An 18,018-nucleotide genomic window follows, 5' to 3' on the forward strand; every position below is an offset into this window, starting at 1 on the left:
TTCGACTCTGATTCCTAAGGACAACTAATCAATACTTAGGCAACTAATCAATCATTGACATGCCTCGTCTGGAGGACTATTTATGACCGCACTTTTGCCACCTCGGAGGCTCTATGAAATTCACTCGTGCAACGAGTACTCTTTTGTTCGTTTCCCTATCCACTTTTGCAACAGTCAGCTGGGCTCAATCCACTTCTATCTCTTTGCGTGACGCTGCTTTGAATGAAACTAAAGCTAAAGGTATCGCGACTGCTTCAGCAACTGATGCTCAAACAGGCATGATGGTTCTAAAAGATCCAAAACCTGAAATCGTGTCACGCCCTTGGCAATACATCGCTGGTTTCACTGGCCAACAATTCCAGGCAAAAGGCACTGTAACAACGGACTCTGCAGGAACTTTTGATCTTTCACAAAATGATCAGACATTCATGCCAGGTTTGATGTTGGGAGTGATGAGCTCTGAATTGAACTTGAAAAATATTTTAATCAGCGGTGGCCTTCGTTTCAACGGCTCACTGGCAACACAAAGTGTTTCAGCTGTTATGCCATCTGGAGTGGTTATTGACGATGCTCGCCTGAACACATCTCTGCTTTCCGGTGGAGTGGTTCTAAGCGTACGTCATGCCAAACTTGCTTGGTTGGCAGTCACTGTGGCACCGCAGTACGGCACGGTAAACTACACGCAATCTTCCAATAATGATTTTGCGAAGTTTTCCAAACAAGCCTCTTACAACGCCCTTAATTACGGTTTAGACTTCCGCTTGACGAAAAAATGGTCGGTCTTCACAGAATGGTCTCAAAGAGAAATGCGTGACCAAACTGAGATCGCTCTGCAAAAAGACAACTTTGAATTAGGAACTAAAGTATCATGGTAAAAAAAATCATCCTTCTTCTTTGCGTAACCTCGACGGCTATGGCTCAACAGCCAGTGGCGCCGGCAAACGTCATCACTCTTTCTCAAAAGAAAGTGGCTGAGCTGGCTTTGCAACAAGGTTACCGCACTAAAGAAGTAAATCTACAGTACCAACAACAAAAGTTTCCATTGGTCCAAACTCTTTCAACATACGACTGGTTGTTGAGTGCGTCCACAGGTTATGAGCTCGATAAAAGAGCCCAGCTTCTGACGTCGCAAACCCTGGATCCACACAATAAAATTGAACGCTACGACACCTTGTTGCAGTTCGGGAAAAGGTTCACAACTGGAACTGCGGCGACACTTGAATTGAACCGCCTTTCCCAAAGCGCAAGCTACGACACGGCATTGGGATCGAATGTTCCTCCGGGGAACCAAACTTTGGATCGCGCAGGGATCATCCTTGAACAAGCCATCCTGGGTAACTTCTTCGGTGTGGCGGATCGTGGTATCGTGAATGGCGCTGAAGAAACTTACAAAGCTTCCGAGATTCTTCGTGCGAATGATCTGGAAGAGGTGGTGCTTTCTTCCATCAGTCAATTCTGGTCATCTTTTATCGCCCAGGAAAACTTCAAGGAAGCTGTGGCGGCCCGTGATCGTTACAAAAAATTGACGGACACTGTTCGCAGAAAAACTTCTTTGGGTTATTCCAATCCAGGGGACTTGCCACAGGCTCAGGCGGAACTTGAAGCACGTGAGCAGATTGTAAAATCGACTTCCACTGTATATCTTGCTTCAGTTGAAAACCTTCTGACTTCTTTGGCTTTGGATCCAAAATCCGAAGTTAAATTTGAAATGACGACGGCATTGCCACCGATTCCAAGCTTGCCACCGATCAACACTGAAGATCTGCGCCAGATCCGCTCGCAAAAACTTTTGGTTTCTGCGGCTGAGGAAAATCTAACGGCGGCAAAATCCCTGTCTTACCCCACTTTGAATGTTGTCGGTAAGGCATACACGACAGGTGTGGGCGAAAAGTCAGAAGATTCCTACTCGGAGCTGACTGGTGGTTCCCGTCCGGACTACTATGTGGGTTTGAAATTTGCGTATAACTTTGGCTCTGATTTCCAAAATGAGCGCATCGTATACAACAAATTGAACCGTGACCTGCAACAAACGCGTTTGCAACGCCAACAAATGGAAGTTGTCGACACGAACATTCAGGCAGAGCGCCGGGCACAAGCGGCATACACCATCGCTCAAAGCGCTGAAAAACAAAAAAACTACAGTGAAAAAGCAGTGAGCGAATTAACCCGCTCCTACTCTCAAGGTAGAACCGATATTAATAACTTGATCCAGGCCCTTAACAACCAGTTCACTGCGCAAATCAAATACATCACGGCGGTAGGAGACTACCACATCGCGCTGAACCAATGGGCTGCATCAAGAGACGAACTTATTCCTGACGAAAAAACGTCAGAAGAAAAAAAATAGGCAGGGGAATTTATGTTGAAAAAACTTTTCGTAGCACTAAGCGTACTTACACTTGCTGCTTGCGCATTTAACAACGACAACAACGGCTCTGACAATTTCAACAAGAAATTGAACGAAGACAACATTCGTGCTGCTGAAAACTTCCGTAAAGTGGAAGGTTCCTACCAAGGCAACATGATCCGCGAAAACGGTGCGACTGAAATCGTACAGATTTCTTTGCTATTGTTGAATATCAACACTGGTACAAACACTGACGGTTCTGCAAAGATCCAGCACATGCAAAAAGCGGCTTACACTCGTGTATCCCCGGCTTCTGCTCCGTTGACTGATCTGGATGTTGCATATGTTCCGGAAACTGGAACTTTGAATATTCTGAATACAAAAGCAATCACCAACGACGACGTACAATCCATCATCGGAACTATCAAAAACGGTGTTATCACTGGTACGGTTAAATCCCGCACTGGTATCATCGGCCAAATCTCTTTGAAGTTCACAATTGGTGGCTCTTCAAATGAAGGCAATGGTTCTGATGAGCAGTACTACAATCGCTTGCGCGAACAGTACACGGCGATCTCTGGAACTTACTATGGTTGCGTGATCTCTACCAAAGAAGTTTCTCAACGTATTCCTAGCTACAAAGGCAAAATCAAATTGTCGATCTTCGAACAAAAAGTTGGCAGCAACCCAGCTGACAACACGACGATCCCAACTTTGGTGGGTTCATTCACCAGAAACTACGACAAGAATGACTTCTTGAAAGCAGACCTTTCTGGTATTTACCGCAGTGATTTTGTTCCAGCGACTTTGAGCCTGACTGGTACTTATCCTGCGCAAAACAACGGTTATTCTACTGTGTTTAAAGGTACTTTGACGAACGGCGAATACACTGCTGACTTCATGAACGCTAAAGGCGGCATCGAAGGTCAAATGTACTTCAAAAAGGGTCAAAACTACCCAGCGAAGTGTGCAAACGTATCTCGCTAACACGCCCCCATTAAAAGCCTAAAAACAAAAACCCAGCTCTCGAAAGAAGCTGGGTTTTTTATTTTTCTTATTTAAGTTGTTTTAAATAGTCCACGACGACATCAGCTCGTCCCCGAAGTAAAACTTCTGGATTTCTTTTTTCAAAACTTTGCAAGTAAGCAGGGTCGTAATAGTACCGCAACAACTTGGCAATCCAGGCTCGATTCTGATCCAGCTTCTTGTGACTTAAGTAGTCTCGCTCACAGTCCTCAAGGTCATTCAGGATCTCTTGGGCCCGCAAGCCACCCAGCTTACGGGAAATTATTTTTACTGCATTCTTAAACTTGGCAAACTCCGCCAATGCCGCGTCCTCGGCCCCTTGACCTATCGGCGTATTCACGACGTAGTCGTTGAATATGTTCTCCACCCGCTGCTCGAAAGGCTCATCCAAGTACACCACCGCCGAAGCCCGCATTTGTGTAAATAGGCTTTCGGGAATTGCGCAGCGACCGATCAAGCGACTTTCATCTTCAATCAGAATTCGGGTCCGTTCCGGTCCCGAACTTAAACGCAATAAATCCAGAGCTATCGCGTGCTCGAAATCAATCTGAGTTGGCTGTCGTGACTGCGAAGCCCCAAAGGCAGAGCCACGATGGCGGGCCAGGGCCTCCAAGTCGACCATCGGTCGAATAGCTTTTAAATCGTGCAAAATAGTGGTTTTGGCGCTTCCTGTGGGACCAGAAAGAATGATGAAGGGCCCATTCACTTGGGAGTGCTGGTCAACGACCTCGCGCAGGAATTGTCTGGCTACCTTGTAGCCCCCCTCAATCAGGGGACGATGAATTCCCATCTCGGCCAGCCACTGCTGGGTAATCCTGGATCGGAGCCCCCCACGAAAACAGAACAGTACGGCCTTGGGATTTGCGCGAATATATTCTGCCCAACCTTGCAGGCGTGATTGCTTTACTTCACCCGAAACCAACTCGTGACCTAAAATCAAGGCGGCCTCGCGGCCCGATTGTTTATAGGTGGTGCCGACAGCAGCTCTTTGAGCATCATCCATAATCGGTAAATTGATCGCGCCCGGCAATGTGCCCATTGAGAACTCCACCGGAGCTCGAACATCAATGAGCGGAGTTCTCTGGAGAAACAATTGCTTAAGTGCGACTGAGGGAATACTAGACAAACGAAACCCTTTTTTCCGCAGCTGTGGTAACCTCACCGATAATGCGGGCATAGGCAAACTTCGTCTGGATTTCTTTGATCAAGCTCTCGGCCTGATCACGCTGCACAGAAAGCAACAAGCCTCCACTGGTTTGTGGGTCATGCAAAATCGTACGCTGAAGCGGTGTCAATGCGCCGAATTCGATTTCATTCTCTGTGTATTGTGCATTCGTACGATGAGCTTTAGTCAAAAATCCCTTTTCCAGGAATGTCATTGCACTACGAAATACCGGAAGGGCCTCATAGTTGACCTTTAGACTAACATTACTAGCGCGAGCCAACTGCATGCTGTGCCCTGAAAAAGCGAACCCGGTAATATCGGTCGCGGCATGAACGGCAGCATTGGTATCATCGCTTAAAAAATCCAAAATATTATTCAAGGTCGCCATGCTGATCGTCGCCTCTGCAATATCGTCTTCGGATGCTTCCCTGCGCTTCAAGGCGGCCGTCATTGTTCCGGTGCCCAGCCCTTTTGTAAGAATCAGCAGATCACCGGTTTGAGCTCGGTCATTGGACCAAACTTTTTGAGGGTTCACAAACCCCGTGACCGATAAGCCAAACTTCAAAGTGTCATCATCAATAGAATGCCCACCAACGAAATTGGCGTTGGCTTCGGCGATAATGTCACTAGCACCCTGCATGACATCAACAATTACGGAATCTGACATGGTTGCCACTGGAAAGGCCAGTATCCCCATGGCTGTTTTAGGCAGGCCACCCATCGCATAAACGTCGCTAAGAGCATTGGCAGCGGCGATTCGTCCAAATAGCTTCGGTGTATCGACAATGGGAGTAAAGAAATCCAATGTCTGAACCATCGCTAAGTCATCAGTAACTTTGTAAATAGCAGCATCATCAAACAGACCACCGTCGACCATCAAGGCGGAGTGGGATTTTGGAAATGTTACTTTTTGAAGGATTTTACGAAGTTCGGATGCTGCAACTTTAGCTGCGCATCCGCCTTTTTGTACTGTCTGGGTCAGAGCAATAACATCGCTATTCATGTGAATACCACACGCTTCCTAAGATTTACCTTCCAACTCGCTCCAACGGGCGTAGAGGCGTTCAATCTCTGCTTGGGTTTTTGCAATCTCGTTGTACAGTTCTTGGACTTTTTTTGGGTTGCTGGCAACATCTGGCAACATACTTTGTGTTTGCGCAGCCTGAAGCTTTTCTTCAAGACCGGCAATAGTCGCTTCCATGTTTTCCAATTCGAACTTTTCCTTGAAGCTTAACTTTTTGGCCTTACCGCCTGCGGCGGCTTTAGCCTCCTGCTTTTCTTCGTTCTTTTTAGCGGTCTCAAGTTCCTTTTGGTCTTCATACCATTCTTCCCACTGCAGGAATCCGGCAAAACGCTCCATCGAGGCGTTGCCGTCAGAATCTTTGTGAATCGCGATAATTTCTTTCGCGACTTGGTCCATGAAGTAACGATCATGGGTCACTAAAATCACGGCACCACCGAAGTCGCGCAGGGATTCCTCCAATACCGCCAGCGTCTGCACATCAAGGTCATTGGTCGGCTCATCCAGAACCAGAACTTGTGCCTCATTCAACATCAATTGAGCAATACGCAAACGCGCCTGTTCCCCGCCCGAAAGTTTTTCGGCAGGCATATCCATTTGCTGACGATTGAATTGGAAACGCTCCAGGTAACTGCGGGCAAACACGTAACTGCCTTGATAATGAACGTAGTCTCCATCCGGGCAGATGTTTTTTAGTACTGAAACTTTAGGGTTGATGGTCTGACGATTTTGCTCGAAATAGGCAACCTTCAGGCGTTCTGATTGTTTTACTTCGCCCATGTCCGGTTGTTCTTCGCCCAGTAAAATACGAATCAAAGTGGATTTACCGGAACCGTTATCACCCAGCAAAGCCATGCGAGTTTTTGGCGTCACCAAATAAGAGAAATCCTTAAACAGCACGCGACCGTCATAAGCTTTAGTCACGTGATTAAGTTCCATCAATTTTTGTGGATTGCGTTCAGTGTCCTTGAATTCAATTTTTACCGTGCGATTGGCATTCTTCGCAGACAAATCCTGAACGTCACTTTTCAAATCCCCCGCGCGCTCGATGCGGGCTTTTTGCTTGGTCTGACGAGCTTTCGCTCCACGACGAAGCCACTCGGTCTCGCGACGAAGAGTGTTCTTCATGGTAAGCTCTTTGGCCTCTTGTCCGGCCATCATCAATTCCTTGGCCTCCACGTAGTTGGAGTAGTCACCCGGAATCGCGAACAGGTAATTTGGATTCTTTGGATCCAGATCGAAAATCTTGTTGGTCACACGCTGCAAAAACAAGCGGTCATGCGTGATAATCAAAGTCGCAAATTGCGCTTTGGCCAAAAACTCCTCGAGCCACATGATGCTGGTCACGTCCAAGTGATTCGTCGGCTCATCCAGCAACAACAATTGCGGCGAACGCACCAACTCACGAGCCAAGGCCACGCGCTTTCTCCAACCGCCGGAAAGATCCTCCACCAGGAAGGATTCTCCAAACTGGGAAAGCTCCAAGCGAGCCAACCACTCATAAGCCGGTCCGATATGTTCGTTATAATCCGCATCGCCCATGATCGCATCCAGGATATTAACACCTGGTTCAAACAACGGTGTCTGGTCTAAAAAACCAATTTTCAGACCTTTGTTCATGGTCACTTCGCCACCATCGGGCTTCATACGACCAGAGATAATTTTTAGCAAAGTTGATTTACCGGCACCATTTGGTCCCACGAGACCCACGCGGTCGCCTTCATCAATCCCCAGACTGACGTTTTTAAACAGAGTTTTACCCGCGAATGATTTTTCAAGCTTATATGTACTAAGTAATGGCATGGCCTACCTTAAAGCAAAGGCCCAAGGACCGCAAGGACAGGTTCCAAAATCAGGGCACAACTGCCGCTTGGGCATGACGCTCTTCAAGCATTTGCAGGTATTCCTCACGATCAATCAGACGTCCGCCCATTTGCGCAACCACGGGGGTCACCATTTGTACGTCAATCCAGCCGTGGCCCTGTGCGCCCAAATACTCCACCAGATACCACAGAGCTAGTTTTGAGGCGTTGGGTTTAAGATAAAACATGCTTTCGCCACTGAAAACACCTTCGACCAGAACTCCGTAGATGCCACCGATAAGAACATTGTTTTCACGAACCTCGATGGACAGACAAAAGCCGGCTTTGTTGAATTCGTGATAAGCACGCTTCATGACCGGAAGGATCCAGGTGCCATCCTGACCGGGACGCATTTGCCGGGCACACTCGTCCATCACGTGATCGAAGTCTTTGTTAGCTGTAAACGTAATTTGCGGATTTTTGCGACGAAATCTTTGCAGACTTTCCGGAGCGCGAAACTCATCGAAAAACAAAACTCCCCGTTTTTCAGGGGAAAACCACAACATCGGAAAGCCCACCTGGGGCCAAGGGAAAATCCCTTTGGAGTATGCCGTGTACAAGGTCCCCACATCCAAGGTTCCCCCGACGGCCAAAATACCTTCGGCCATCGTGTCGCGGGGATCTGGAAAATCAACAGAGGACTGATACTTCAACAATCTACTTTCCTTTTGGCGCCTTATAACTAAGTCGATAAATGACTCCGGCTTTGTCGTCAGAAATCAGGACCGAACCATCTTCCATCACTTCGACATCCACCGGGCGCCCCCAAGCATCGCCGACTTGCAACCAGCCCTCCACCAAGGGTTTTACCGTCGTGATTTTACCGTCTTTCATGAAAGCAAATCCGACCATATAACCTTGAGGTGCGCTGCGATTCCAAGAGCCATGCTCAGCATAAATGATACCGCCTTGATACTCGGAAGGAAACATTTTCCCGTTATAAAAACGCATTCCCAAAGCTGCCACATGGGCCCTTAACTCGGCCTCAGGGGCTTTATAGTTCTTGCAGTCTTTGCCCTTGCCGAATTCTTTATCCAGAATGTTTTTGCCATGGCAGTACGGGAAACCAAAATGCTCGCCCACTTTAGTCAGATGATTGATTTCATCTGGAGGCAGATTATCACCCATCCAGTCACGTCCATTATCAGTGAACCACAAGTTTTGGCTTGTCGGATCCCAATCAAAGCCCACAGTGTTGCGCACACCTTCGGCCACGACTTCTTTGGACGAACCGTTTACATCAATTCGATAAATGCGACCGTACTCGGTGCCCATATCACAGATATTGCATGGAGCCCCGACCGGAACATACAGCTTTCCATCGGGACCGAAGCGGATAAATTTCCAACCGTGACTGCCGTCAGTGGGGAATTTCTGCGTCAATGTTCTGACCGGTTTTTGTGGTGTTGTGACTTTATCGGGAACACTGAATTCCAGAATTTCCGACACCTGCGCCACATACAGTTTGCCATCTTTGAAGGCCACACCATTCGGCACACTAAGCTTTTCAGCAAACACCTGAGCTTTGCCATTTTGTACCAAATAGACATTGTCTTCGCCGCGATTCCCAACGAAAAACCGCCCACCGGGAGCCTGCGCTATCGATCGCGCATTAGGAACTGTCGCCCACACCGAAATCTCAAAGCCCGGCGGCATTTTCAATTTATTTATCGGCAAATCCTTGGCACCAAAACCAAGCTCACTCCACAACAAACTGGCAACTATCAAAAATAAGAAGCTCTTCATATTTCCCCTTTTGCTCCCAGAATTTTAACCAGATGCTGCCTTTAACGCAAATCCCATGCTTATGGTCTTTAGCACCCGCGGTTCATGCATTCAAAATTTTAGAATGTAAATGCCTTAAAAAGAAATGCCGTAAAGGTTGGCAAAACTCAAAGTTCTATTTCGCCGTCACTCTGCCTTCAAGAATGGCTTTATTCAGCTTTTCAATGATGGCATCAGGAACTTTCTTACTGCAAATAATATGGCGACTGTTATCGCTTGGAAGATCTGACAAGTTTAAAATAACAAAATCACTTTCAGAAAATCCCTGCTTCTTAAACACATAGGTTTTTTCTGACTCGGGCATAAAATAATAATCCGCCCGTCCTGACTTCACGATTTCCAAAAGGTTCAATGTTCCCGCTTCAACAGGAAATGTGGTCACCTTGTACTTAACAATCATTGAATCAAGATAGACACCCATCGAATAATTCAACCGCACCAGCTGCTTAAGTTTGGGCTTCTTCAGTAGCTCTTCGGCTGTGGTGATCTTGGGGTCGATCGTCCCTTTATGACCGATCAGCACCCAGGGGCCATCATCTTGAACCGCATCCGTGTACTTATATTTCTTGATTCTTTCAGGAGTTCGAAACCATCCCGTGGAACAATCAAGATTGTGGCCGGACTCTAACAACGCCAATTGCCGAAGCGGCGGATTCTCTACCAAGGAATACGGAATTCCCGCTTTTGCAAAGGCCTTGATAGTGGGCTCCCCCACCAGTCCTTTGATCGTCCCCTTATCCTGAACAATAAAAGGCTCCCTGACGTTATATCGCAAAATGATCTGAGGAATCTGGGGCGTCTGTGCCGAAGCCACCAGCGCGCCAAAAAGTATACTGACTGAAAAAACTAAAATAAGAGTCTGCTTAACCTGAATGTACATCTTAGAGCGCTCCCTGACAGATATCACATTTGCCACAGGGAGTTTCATGCTTGTGCCCGAAGTAATGATAGATGTAGTTCATGCGGCATTCTTTGTCTTGCGTAGCCCAACGAACCATTTCCAACAACTTTGAATTTTGCGCTTTCAAAATCACCGGTCCGTTTTCAGCGGCGAATTGCTCGGCCGTCGGGGCTTGCACGCAGGCATACGGAAACGGATCGTCTGATTTTTGCAAGCAACCCCAGCGTTCCAAAATGCTGACAGAGGCTTCGGGACGGAAATCGCGGCGGTTGCGGAAGTTCATTTGCTCTCTCAAGAAATCAAATTTTTCCTGATTCACACGCAGACGATTTTGTTCGATCAAATCGTAAACTTTGGCGATGAATTCCGGTTCCGGATGGGACCATTTTAGGAATTCCATTTGGATACTGACGTCGTCCTGGTCATACAAAAGATGACAGAACGATTCGACGCCATCACGACCCGCGCGACCCACTTCCTGGAAATAACTTTCCAAAGCACTTGGGATTTCCGCGTGAATCAATAAGCGCACATTCGGTTTATCAATTCCCAAACCAAATGCCGGAGTCGCCAGCATCAACGGCGCTTCTTCATTGATAAATGCTTTTTGATTGCGCTTGCGATCCTGCGGCGAAAGATCACCGTGATAAACCAGATGATTGACGCCAGCACGACTTAGTTCAGAGGAAATTTTGCGCAAAGTTTGAATCAACGAACAGTAAACAATCGCTGATCCCTGCTGCTGATAACGAAGTCCGATGATCGCGCGAATCTTATCGTCGATGCCGTAAAGATCATGTACGCGCAAAGCCAGATTCGGGCGCTCGATTCCAGCCGAGATGATTTCAGCATCAGGAATATTGAGCTTTGATAAAATGTCTTTTTGAACTTCCGGAGTCGCCGTGGCAGTAAGAGCAATCGTTGGCGGATTGCCCAACAGAGCACGAAACTCCCCCACCCGGGAATAATCCGGACGGAAATCATGTCCCCATTGAGAAATACAATGGGCCTCGTCCACCGCCAGAAGTTGAATTTTGCGGCCCTCGATGGCTTTTAAGAATTCCGGTTTGCGAAAACGCTCGGGCGTCACATAAAGGAGCTTGAAGTCGCCTTTGGCCAGGCGTTCCTGGCGGGACTCACGCTCATCTCGCGTTAAAGCGGAGTTCAGGCAGGTTGCAGGGATTCCCAGATCTTTGGCCTTCATAACCTGATCCTGCATCAAGGCAATCAGCGGGGAAATAACAATGACGAGGCCTTCTCGGATCTTTGCGGGGAATTGAAAACACAGGGATTTTCCCATTCCCGTGGGCATTAATGCGAGCAGGTTTTCATCTGCCCATACTTTGCGCAAAATCGCTTCTTGTTCGCCTCGAAAGGCGCTAAACTCAAAATTCCTTTTCAGGAGATCGTGGAGGTCCATCATGCCACCAAGCTTACGCTAACCCAGCCCCCAGAGGTACGCCGTACCTTTTTGAAATGCGTCGTGTCATATCTATAGGCTGGGCCCAGCATACGAATCTTATTTTGCATCTATATGTAATTGATGATAATTCGAGTACTTTCAAATTAGTAACAAAGACTTAAACGACCAATAAGAAGGGTAATATTATGTCCAAAAAATGGAATATTGATATGGTCAGAAACATCGGTATCTCGGCTCACATCGACTCGGGAAAAACCACTCTTTCTGAGCGTATTCTGTTCTATGGAGGTAAGATCCACGCTATCCACGAAGTTCGTGGTAAAGATGGCGTCGGCGCTACAATGGACTCCATGGATCTAGAGAGAGAAAAAGGTATCACAATCCAGTCTGCTGCAACTCAGGTTCAGTGGAAGGATTACACAATCAACTTGATCGACACTCCGGGGCACGTTGACTTCACAGTAGAAGTTGAGCGTTCTCTTCGCGTTCTTGACGGTGCGATCCTGGTTCTTTGCGGTGTATCTGGTGTTCAATCTCAGTCCATCACAGTTGACCGTCAGATGAAACGTTACGGCGTTCCTCGTTTGGCATTCGTGAACAAATTGGACCGTCAAGGTGCCAATCCGTTCCGCGTAAAAGACGCTTTGATTGAAAAACTTCGTTTGAACGCAGTTATGATCAACATCCCAATCGGTTTGGAAGACCAACACCGTGGTATCGTTGACCTGGTTCAAATGAAAGCATTCATCAACGAAGGTAACGACGGTGAGAAAATCACTGAAATCGCTATCCCTGCTGATCTAGTGGATCAAGCTAAAGAATACCGTCAAATCATGATCGGTGCTCTTGCGGATATCGACGATTCTATCGGCGAAAAATTCTTGATGGAAGAAGAGCCAACTGAAGCAGAAATCAAAGCGGCTATCCGTAAAGGTGTAATCGATTTGAAACTGGTTCCAGTATTCTGCGGTTCTGCTTACAAAAATAAAAACGTTCAGCATTTGTTGGATGGCGTAACTTATTACTTGCCAACTCCAGCAGAGAAGAAAGAACAAGCTCTTGACCTTAACAAAGGCGAAGAGAAGTTCGATCTATTCCCAGATGCTAACAAACCGACTGTTGCCTTGGCGTTCAAACTTCAAGAAACACCATTCGGTCAGTTGACGTACATGCGCGTTTACCAAGGTAAATTGCAAAAAGGTGCGTTCATCACGAACCAAACGAATAAGAAAGCGGTTAAAATCCCTCGTCTAGTGCGTATGCACTCTGACAAGATGGAAGATATCGATGTTTCTTATGCGGGTGACATCGTTGCATTGTTCGGTATCGACTGTGCTTCTGGTGACACTTTCTGTTCTGAAGACATCAATGCATCTATGCAATCCATGCACGTTCCAGACGCGGTTATCTCTCTTGCAGTTGCTCCAAAAGACAAAGCTGCAGCGAATAACTTCTCTAAAGCGTTGCAAAAATTCCGTAAGGAAGACCCTACTTTCCGCGTTCACCGTGACGAGGAATCAAATGAGACTATCATCTCTGGTATGGGTGAGTTGCACTTGGAAATCTACGTTGAGCGTATGAAGCGTGAATTCAACTGTGAAGTTATCGTAGGTCAACCTCAGGTTGCTTACCGTGAGACTATCACTGCTGAAGCAGATTACGATTACACTCACAAAAAACAAACCGGTGGTTCTGGTCAGTACGCGAAGATCGTTGGTAAAATCCGCCCTCTTCCAACTCAAGAAGACGGTTCTGTATTCAAATTCTCTAACGACGTTGTTGGTGGTCGTATTCCTAAGGAATTCATCCCAGCTGTTGAAGAGGGTTTCAAAGAGCAAACTGTTAAAGGTCCATTGATTGGTTTCCCAATCGTTGGTGTTGAAGTTGTTCTTGAAGACGGTGCATACCATGACGTCGACTCCTCATACATGGCGTTCAAAATCGCTGGTATGGCGGCTCTTCGTGAGGTTTACCCGGCTGCTAAACCAGCAGTTCTTGAGCCGATCATGAAGCTTGAGACTGTAGTTCCAGATGAATATCAAGGTTCAGCGGTTGGTCAAATCAACCAACGCCGTGGTACTATCGTTGGAACAACTGCTTTTGATGGCAACTGCGTGATCGAAGCTGAAGTACCGTTGACAGAAATGTTCGGTTACTCAACTGATCTACGTTCTGCTACTAAAGGTAAAGGTGAGTTCTCTATGGAATTCGCGAAGTACTTGCCAGTACCTCGTAACATCCAAGAAGAGCTTGCTAAGAAATACCAAGCTAAGCGCGCAGCTGAGCAGAAGTAATCTTAGATCACTTGATCTTTCAAAAAGCCCTGGTGGAGACACCGGGGCTTTTTTTTTGCCTTTTAACGTTATCGGTTTGCTTATCAACAACCTGTCAGACTCTTTTCGCCATTGTATAGAAAGTGACCTCGTGGCTAAATTTAGAGTTGATGACTGCTGTTTTAAAAAAAACTCTCTCTATTTTATGCATTCCCCTGCTAACCGCTTTGCCTTCACTGGCAGTGGCTAAACCTAAAGTCGTCACAAGTTTCACAGTGATTGCGGATATCGCGCGAAATGTGGCGGGCGATGCCGCCACCGTGGAATCCATCACCAAACCTGGTGCCGAAATTCATGACTATCAACCCACCCCTAAAGACATCGTCCGCGCCAAGGGTGCCAACGCCATCCTATGGAATGGGCTGAATTTGGAAAGATGGTTCTCGAGATTCCTGCGCGACGCTAAGGGTGTACCAGGATTTGTAATCTCCGAAGGTGTAAAACCACTTTCGATCTATGAAGGTCCCTATAGCGGCAAACCCAATCCGCATGCTTGGATGTCGACCGAAAATGCTTTGATCTATGTTGAAAACATCCGCAAAGCTTTGACACAAATCGATCCGCAGAATGCCAAAGTTTACGAAGCCAACGCCAAGGCCTACTCTGAAAAAATTCAGAAACTGCGTGATGAAATGAAAGTGTCTTTTTCCTCTATCCCCGAGGAAAAACGTTACCTGGTAACCAGCGAAGGCGCCTTCAGCTACCTCGCTCGGGATTTGGGGATGAAGGAACTTTATCTGTGGCCGATCAATGCGGACCAACAGGGAACTCCGCAACAAGTTCGCAAAGTGATCGATGCCGTTAAAGCTAAAAAAATTCCGGTGGTGTTTTCTGAAAGCACGATCTCGGATCGTCCCGCCAAACAAGTCGCCCTGGAAACCGGAGCGAAGTATGGCGGTGTTTTGTATGTGGATTCTTTAAGTGAAGCCTCTGGTCCCGTTCCTACTTATTTGGATCTTTTGAAAGTCACCACACAGACCATTGCCAATGGGTTTAAAAACTCCTTAAAGGAATCCAAATGAAGGCACTGCACATTAAGGGCCTGGACGTCATCTATAGCAACGGACATAAAGCTCTGGAAAATATCAATCTTGATCTGGAAACCGGGAATATCTGCGCCTTAGTAGGCATCAATGGCGCTGGCAAATCCACTGTTTTTAAAACTCTCACGGGTGGCATTAAACCCACCAACGGAACAGTTCTGTTAAATGGGCTGGAAGTGCATGAGGCACTTAAAAAAAATCAGGTCGCCTACGTTCCGCAAAATGAAGAGGTCGACTGGAGCTTCCCTATTCTGGTTGAAGATGTCGTGATGATGGGCCGCTATGGTTACATGGGATTTTTCCGTATCGCGACCAAGAAAGATCACGAAGCTGTGGATCAGGCCTTGCAGCGCGTGGGCTTAAGCGAGCTTAGAAAAAGACAGATCGGCGAACTGAGTGGCGGCCAGAAAAAGCGCGTGTTCGTCGCCCGCGCCTTGGCCCAAGACAGTCGCATCGTCCTGCTTGATGAGCCTTTCACGGGAGTAGATGTCAAAACTGAACACTCGTTGATGGAACTGTTCAAATCCCTGGCTAAGGATGGACGTTTGATTTTGGTTTCCACCCACAATTTGGGAAGCGTTCCCGACTTTTGCACTCATGCGGTGCTATTGAATAAATCCATTGTTTCCAGCGGACCTATACGCACCAGCTTTACTCAGGAAAACTTAGCCATCGCCTTCGGGGGAATGCTGCGCCACTTGCACCTGAAAGGTTCCGACCTTCATACCGATGCGGATCCACGCACTGTCACGGTGCTGACTGACGACGAGGGCGCACTGGTTTTGTACGGAGATAAATCCCATCCTGAAATCGTCAAAAAGAATCAGGACGAAGAATGATGGCATTGCTGCTTGAACCTTTTTCTTACCACTACATGGTCAATGCCATTTGGGTCTGCGGATTGGTTGGAGCCGTTTGTTCATTTCTTTCAGCATATCTGATGCTAAAAGGCTGGTCCTTGATGGGCGATGCCTTGGCGCATTCCATTGTTCCTGGGGTCGCACTGGCTTACTTACTGTCTTTACCCTATTCGGCAGGCGCTTTTTTTGCGGGGATTCTGGCAGCTTTAAGCATGAGTGTCGTGCGCAAGAAAACAAAGCTGCGTGAAGACGCCGTGATTGGTTTAATTTTCAGTTCTTTCTTTGCGCTGGGACTTTTGATTGCTTCGTTGAAGCCCACGGCAGTCAGCATTCAAACAATCGTTCTGGGAAATATATTGGCCATCTCTCCGGAAGACCGCAATCAAGTGGTCATAATGGCCGCCATCACCCTGGTGGTACTGATCGCCAAGTGGCGCGATCTTTGGGCGGTCTTTTTTGATGAAGTTCATGCTCGCACTGTGGGACTTCCCGTAACCTTTCTGAAAATTCTATTCTTTGTTCTATTAAGTGCTGCCACGGTTTCTTCGCTGCAAACTGTAGGCGCCTGTCTGGTGATCGCGATGGTTGTCACTCCGGGATCCACTGCTTACCTGTTAACAGATCGCTTCCGTGTTCTGGTACCACTCTCCATTGCCTTTGGAACTGTCACCAGCATGGTAGGAGTTTATTTAAGCTACTTCTTAAATGCTTCTCCGGGCGGCTTGATAGTCACTTTGCAAACGTTGCTGTTTTTGGTGCTATTTGTCTTTGCTCCCAAACATGGGTTGCTGGCGAAAAGAAGAACTCTTCATAAAGAGGCCACACCATGACCTTGATGAGTTTTTTTATGGAGCCGCTACAACATGAATTTATGGTTCGTGCCCTGGCCAGTGCGATCATCATCGGCATTTCTTGCGCGGTCTTTTCATGCTTCCTGATTCTAAAAGGCTGGTCGCTGATGGGCGATGCCGTTTCCCATGCCGTTCTGCCGGGCCTGGCTTTATCTTACTTATTTGGAATCCCATTGGGCGTCGGTGCGTTTGGCGCGGGATTGGTTTGCGCCTTTGGCACCGGATTTATCAAAGCCAACAGTCGCATCAAAGAGGATGCTATTTTAGGAATTGTCTTCTCGGGAATGTTTGCAATGGGCCTGGTGATGTTGACCAAAATCGAAACCGACATTCACCTTATGCACGTCCTGTTTGGAAATGTCTTAGGCACAAGTTATTCCGAGCTGATGGAATCCTGTATAATTGGCTTAAGCAGTGCTTTGATTTTGATTGTTAAACGTCGTGAATTCGAGCTTTATTGTTTTGATCCCACCCATGCACAGACTTCAGGTTTGCGGGTGAAATGGATTCACTTTGGCCTGTTGGCACTCCTGTCACTGACAATTGTTTCCGCCCTAAAAACCGCGGGTATTATTCTGGTTGTGGCGATGTTGATTGCTCCGGGCGCATCGGCATTTTTGGTTTGCCGCACCCTGGATCGAATGATGATCGTGGCCGTGATGGTCTCGGTGGTTTCTTGTTTGCTGGGAACTTTGCTGAGTTACCATTTCGATGCCGATACCGCGCCCTTCATCGTGATTATTCAGACGTTGTTCTTCGTTGCCTTTGCCTTCATATCCAATTTCAGCAAACGGCTTAACTGGGCTTAGCGATTCGTCCCCGTATAGAATACCTGCGTCGAGAATCCGTTATACAAACCCACTCCGAATGAACGATAGGATTGGTTTAAGATATTTGCGCGATGACCAGGGCTCTCCATCCAGCCTTGCACGACCTGTGAGGCAGAATAACCTTGCGCAATGTTTTCGCCACAACCTGAAGCCAGTCCAAATCGCGTGCAGCGACTATAGAACGCCTCATCCGGGCGTGTGTGATCAAAATAACCCCGGTCACTCATGTCCTTGCTTTGCTCATAGGCCATTTGTGTGCATGCCTGACAATAAGCCAAGGCGGCCAGTCCATTGGCAACACGTTGAGTGTTGGTCGATTTAAAAACCAGACATGTATTGGCATCCATTCCATAGCAGCCATCACTTCCAGCCGGAGGAGTTTCCCCAATGACGGCCCCTCCACTTCCACTACCTTGGTTGGAACTGCCTTCATCGACACCCGCTGAACTGGCGGCGCTCAGACCACCATTCCCGCAGGCTGTCAGACTCATAAAAGCTATAGTTAACAACGTGATTTGCAGCTTCATTCATTAAGCATAGCTGCGGAATCCTCTTTTCAGTGAAAGATTCC

The 18,018-nt window shown here is 47.3% G+C and carries 16 protein-coding genes; 8 read left to right on the plus strand and 8 right to left on the minus strand.

Annotated elements, in window-relative coordinates; all coding sequences use genetic code 11:
• The first annotated feature begins 113 nt into the window (after window positions 1-113).
• From ACLVWR_RS02150 to ACLVWR_RS02160, 3 genes are read left to right on the plus strand one after another with little or no spacing between them, the layout of a single operon-like run.
• Window positions 114-875: a hypothetical protein gene (locus ACLVWR_RS02150; protein WP_413582310.1), complete on the plus strand. Its 762-nt coding sequence runs from the start codon at window positions 114-116 to the stop codon at window positions 873-875.
• Entirely contained in the window at window positions 869-2,347 is a 1,479-nt protein-coding gene (locus ACLVWR_RS02155) for a TolC family protein (RefSeq protein WP_413582311.1), read from the plus strand. Before ACLVWR_RS02150 ends, ACLVWR_RS02155 begins: the two co-directional genes overlap by 7 nt.
• Before the next feature lie 12 nt (window positions 2,348-2,359).
• Entirely contained in the window at window positions 2,360-3,334 is a 975-nt protein-coding gene (locus ACLVWR_RS02160; RefSeq protein WP_413582312.1) for a hypothetical protein, read from the plus strand.
• A 67-nt stretch (window positions 3,335-3,401) separates the two neighbouring features.
• Here ACLVWR_RS02160 and mnmH read toward each other — a convergent pair whose 3' ends face one another.
• From mnmH to ACLVWR_RS02195, 7 genes are all read right to left on the minus strand, one after another.
• Window positions 3,402-4,550 (minus strand): tRNA 2-selenouridine(34) synthase MnmH, encoded by a 1,149-nt coding sequence (gene mnmH, locus ACLVWR_RS02165; RefSeq protein WP_413582313.1) that lies wholly within the window; start codon window positions 4,548-4,550, stop codon window positions 3,402-3,404.
• Window positions 4,492-5,541, minus strand: a complete 1,050-nt coding sequence (gene selD, locus ACLVWR_RS02170) for a selenide, water dikinase SelD (RefSeq protein ID WP_413582314.1) — start codon at window positions 5,539-5,541, stop codon at window positions 4,492-4,494. Before selD ends, mnmH begins: the two co-directional genes overlap by 59 nt.
• 18 nt (window positions 5,542-5,559) lie before the next feature.
• Complete coding sequence (abc-f, locus tag ACLVWR_RS02175) at window positions 5,560-7,362, minus strand: ribosomal protection-like ABC-F family protein (RefSeq protein WP_413582315.1); 1,803 nt, start codon at window positions 7,360-7,362, stop codon at window positions 5,560-5,562.
• A gap of 49 nt (window positions 7,363-7,411) precedes the next feature.
• On the minus strand, window positions 7,412-8,077 hold the full coding sequence (aat, locus tag ACLVWR_RS02180) for a leucyl/phenylalanyl-tRNA--protein transferase (RefSeq protein WP_413582316.1): 666 nt from the start codon (window positions 8,075-8,077) through the stop codon (window positions 7,412-7,414).
• A gap of 1 nt (window position 8,078) precedes the next feature.
• Window positions 8,079-9,167: a PQQ-dependent sugar dehydrogenase gene (locus ACLVWR_RS02185; protein ID WP_413582317.1), complete on the minus strand. Its 1,089-nt coding sequence runs from the start codon at window positions 9,165-9,167 to the stop codon at window positions 8,079-8,081.
• Between the two features lie 154 nt (window positions 9,168-9,321).
• The gene (locus ACLVWR_RS02190) at window positions 9,322-10,086 is read right to left on the minus strand and encodes a hypothetical protein (RefSeq protein ID WP_413582318.1); all 765 of its coding nucleotides are present in this window, start codon (window positions 10,084-10,086) and stop codon (window positions 9,322-9,324) included.
• Window position 10,087: 1 nt separating this feature from the next.
• Window positions 10,088-11,458, minus strand: coding sequence for a RecQ family ATP-dependent DNA helicase (locus ACLVWR_RS02195; RefSeq protein WP_413582319.1), 1,371 nt, complete (start codon window positions 11,456-11,458; stop codon window positions 10,088-10,090).
• A gap of 257 nt (window positions 11,459-11,715) precedes the next feature.
• Here ACLVWR_RS02195 and fusA point away from each other — a divergent pair, with 257 nt between their 5' ends.
• The 5 genes from fusA to ACLVWR_RS02220 all read left to right on the plus strand — a co-directional run bounded on the left by fusA (window position 11,716) and on the right by ACLVWR_RS02220 (window position 17,426).
• Window positions 11,716-13,824 (plus strand): elongation factor G, encoded by a 2,109-nt coding sequence (gene fusA, locus ACLVWR_RS02200; RefSeq protein WP_413582320.1) that lies wholly within the window; start codon window positions 11,716-11,718, stop codon window positions 13,822-13,824.
• A 149-nt stretch (window positions 13,825-13,973) separates the two neighbouring features.
• Window positions 13,974-14,885: a metal ABC transporter substrate-binding protein gene (locus ACLVWR_RS02205; RefSeq protein WP_413582321.1), complete on the plus strand. Its 912-nt coding sequence runs from the start codon at window positions 13,974-13,976 to the stop codon at window positions 14,883-14,885.
• Entirely contained in the window at window positions 14,882-15,745 is an 864-nt protein-coding gene (locus ACLVWR_RS02210) for a metal ABC transporter ATP-binding protein (protein ID WP_413582322.1), read from the plus strand. Before ACLVWR_RS02205 ends, ACLVWR_RS02210 begins: the two co-directional genes overlap by 4 nt.
• Window positions 15,742-16,596, plus strand: coding sequence for a metal ABC transporter permease (locus tag ACLVWR_RS02215; RefSeq protein ID WP_413582323.1), 855 nt, complete (start codon window positions 15,742-15,744; stop codon window positions 16,594-16,596). The genes ACLVWR_RS02210 and ACLVWR_RS02215 overlap by 4 nt, the downstream gene beginning before the upstream one ends.
• Before the next feature lie 17 nt (window positions 16,597-16,613).
• On the plus strand, window positions 16,614-17,426 hold the full coding sequence (locus ACLVWR_RS02220; RefSeq protein ID WP_413582324.1) for a metal ABC transporter permease: 813 nt from the start codon (window positions 16,614-16,616) through the stop codon (window positions 17,424-17,426).
• On the opposite strand, the gene ACLVWR_RS02225 is transcribed toward ACLVWR_RS02220, so the two are convergent.
• Window positions 17,423-17,974 carry a CAP domain-containing protein gene (locus tag ACLVWR_RS02225; RefSeq protein WP_413582325.1) on the minus strand — a complete coding sequence of 184 codons (552 nt, stop codon included), beginning with the start codon at window positions 17,972-17,974 and terminating at the stop codon, window positions 17,423-17,425. The two genes, ACLVWR_RS02220 and ACLVWR_RS02225, sit on opposite strands and share 4 nt — an antisense overlap.
• Window positions 17,975-18,018 lie beyond the last annotated feature (44 nt).

This window comes from Bdellovibrio sp. HCB288 (assembly GCF_047305935.1).
In the GTDB taxonomy this organism is placed as follows: Bacteria; Bdellovibrionota; Bdellovibrionia; order Bdellovibrionales; family Bdellovibrionaceae; genus Bdellovibrio.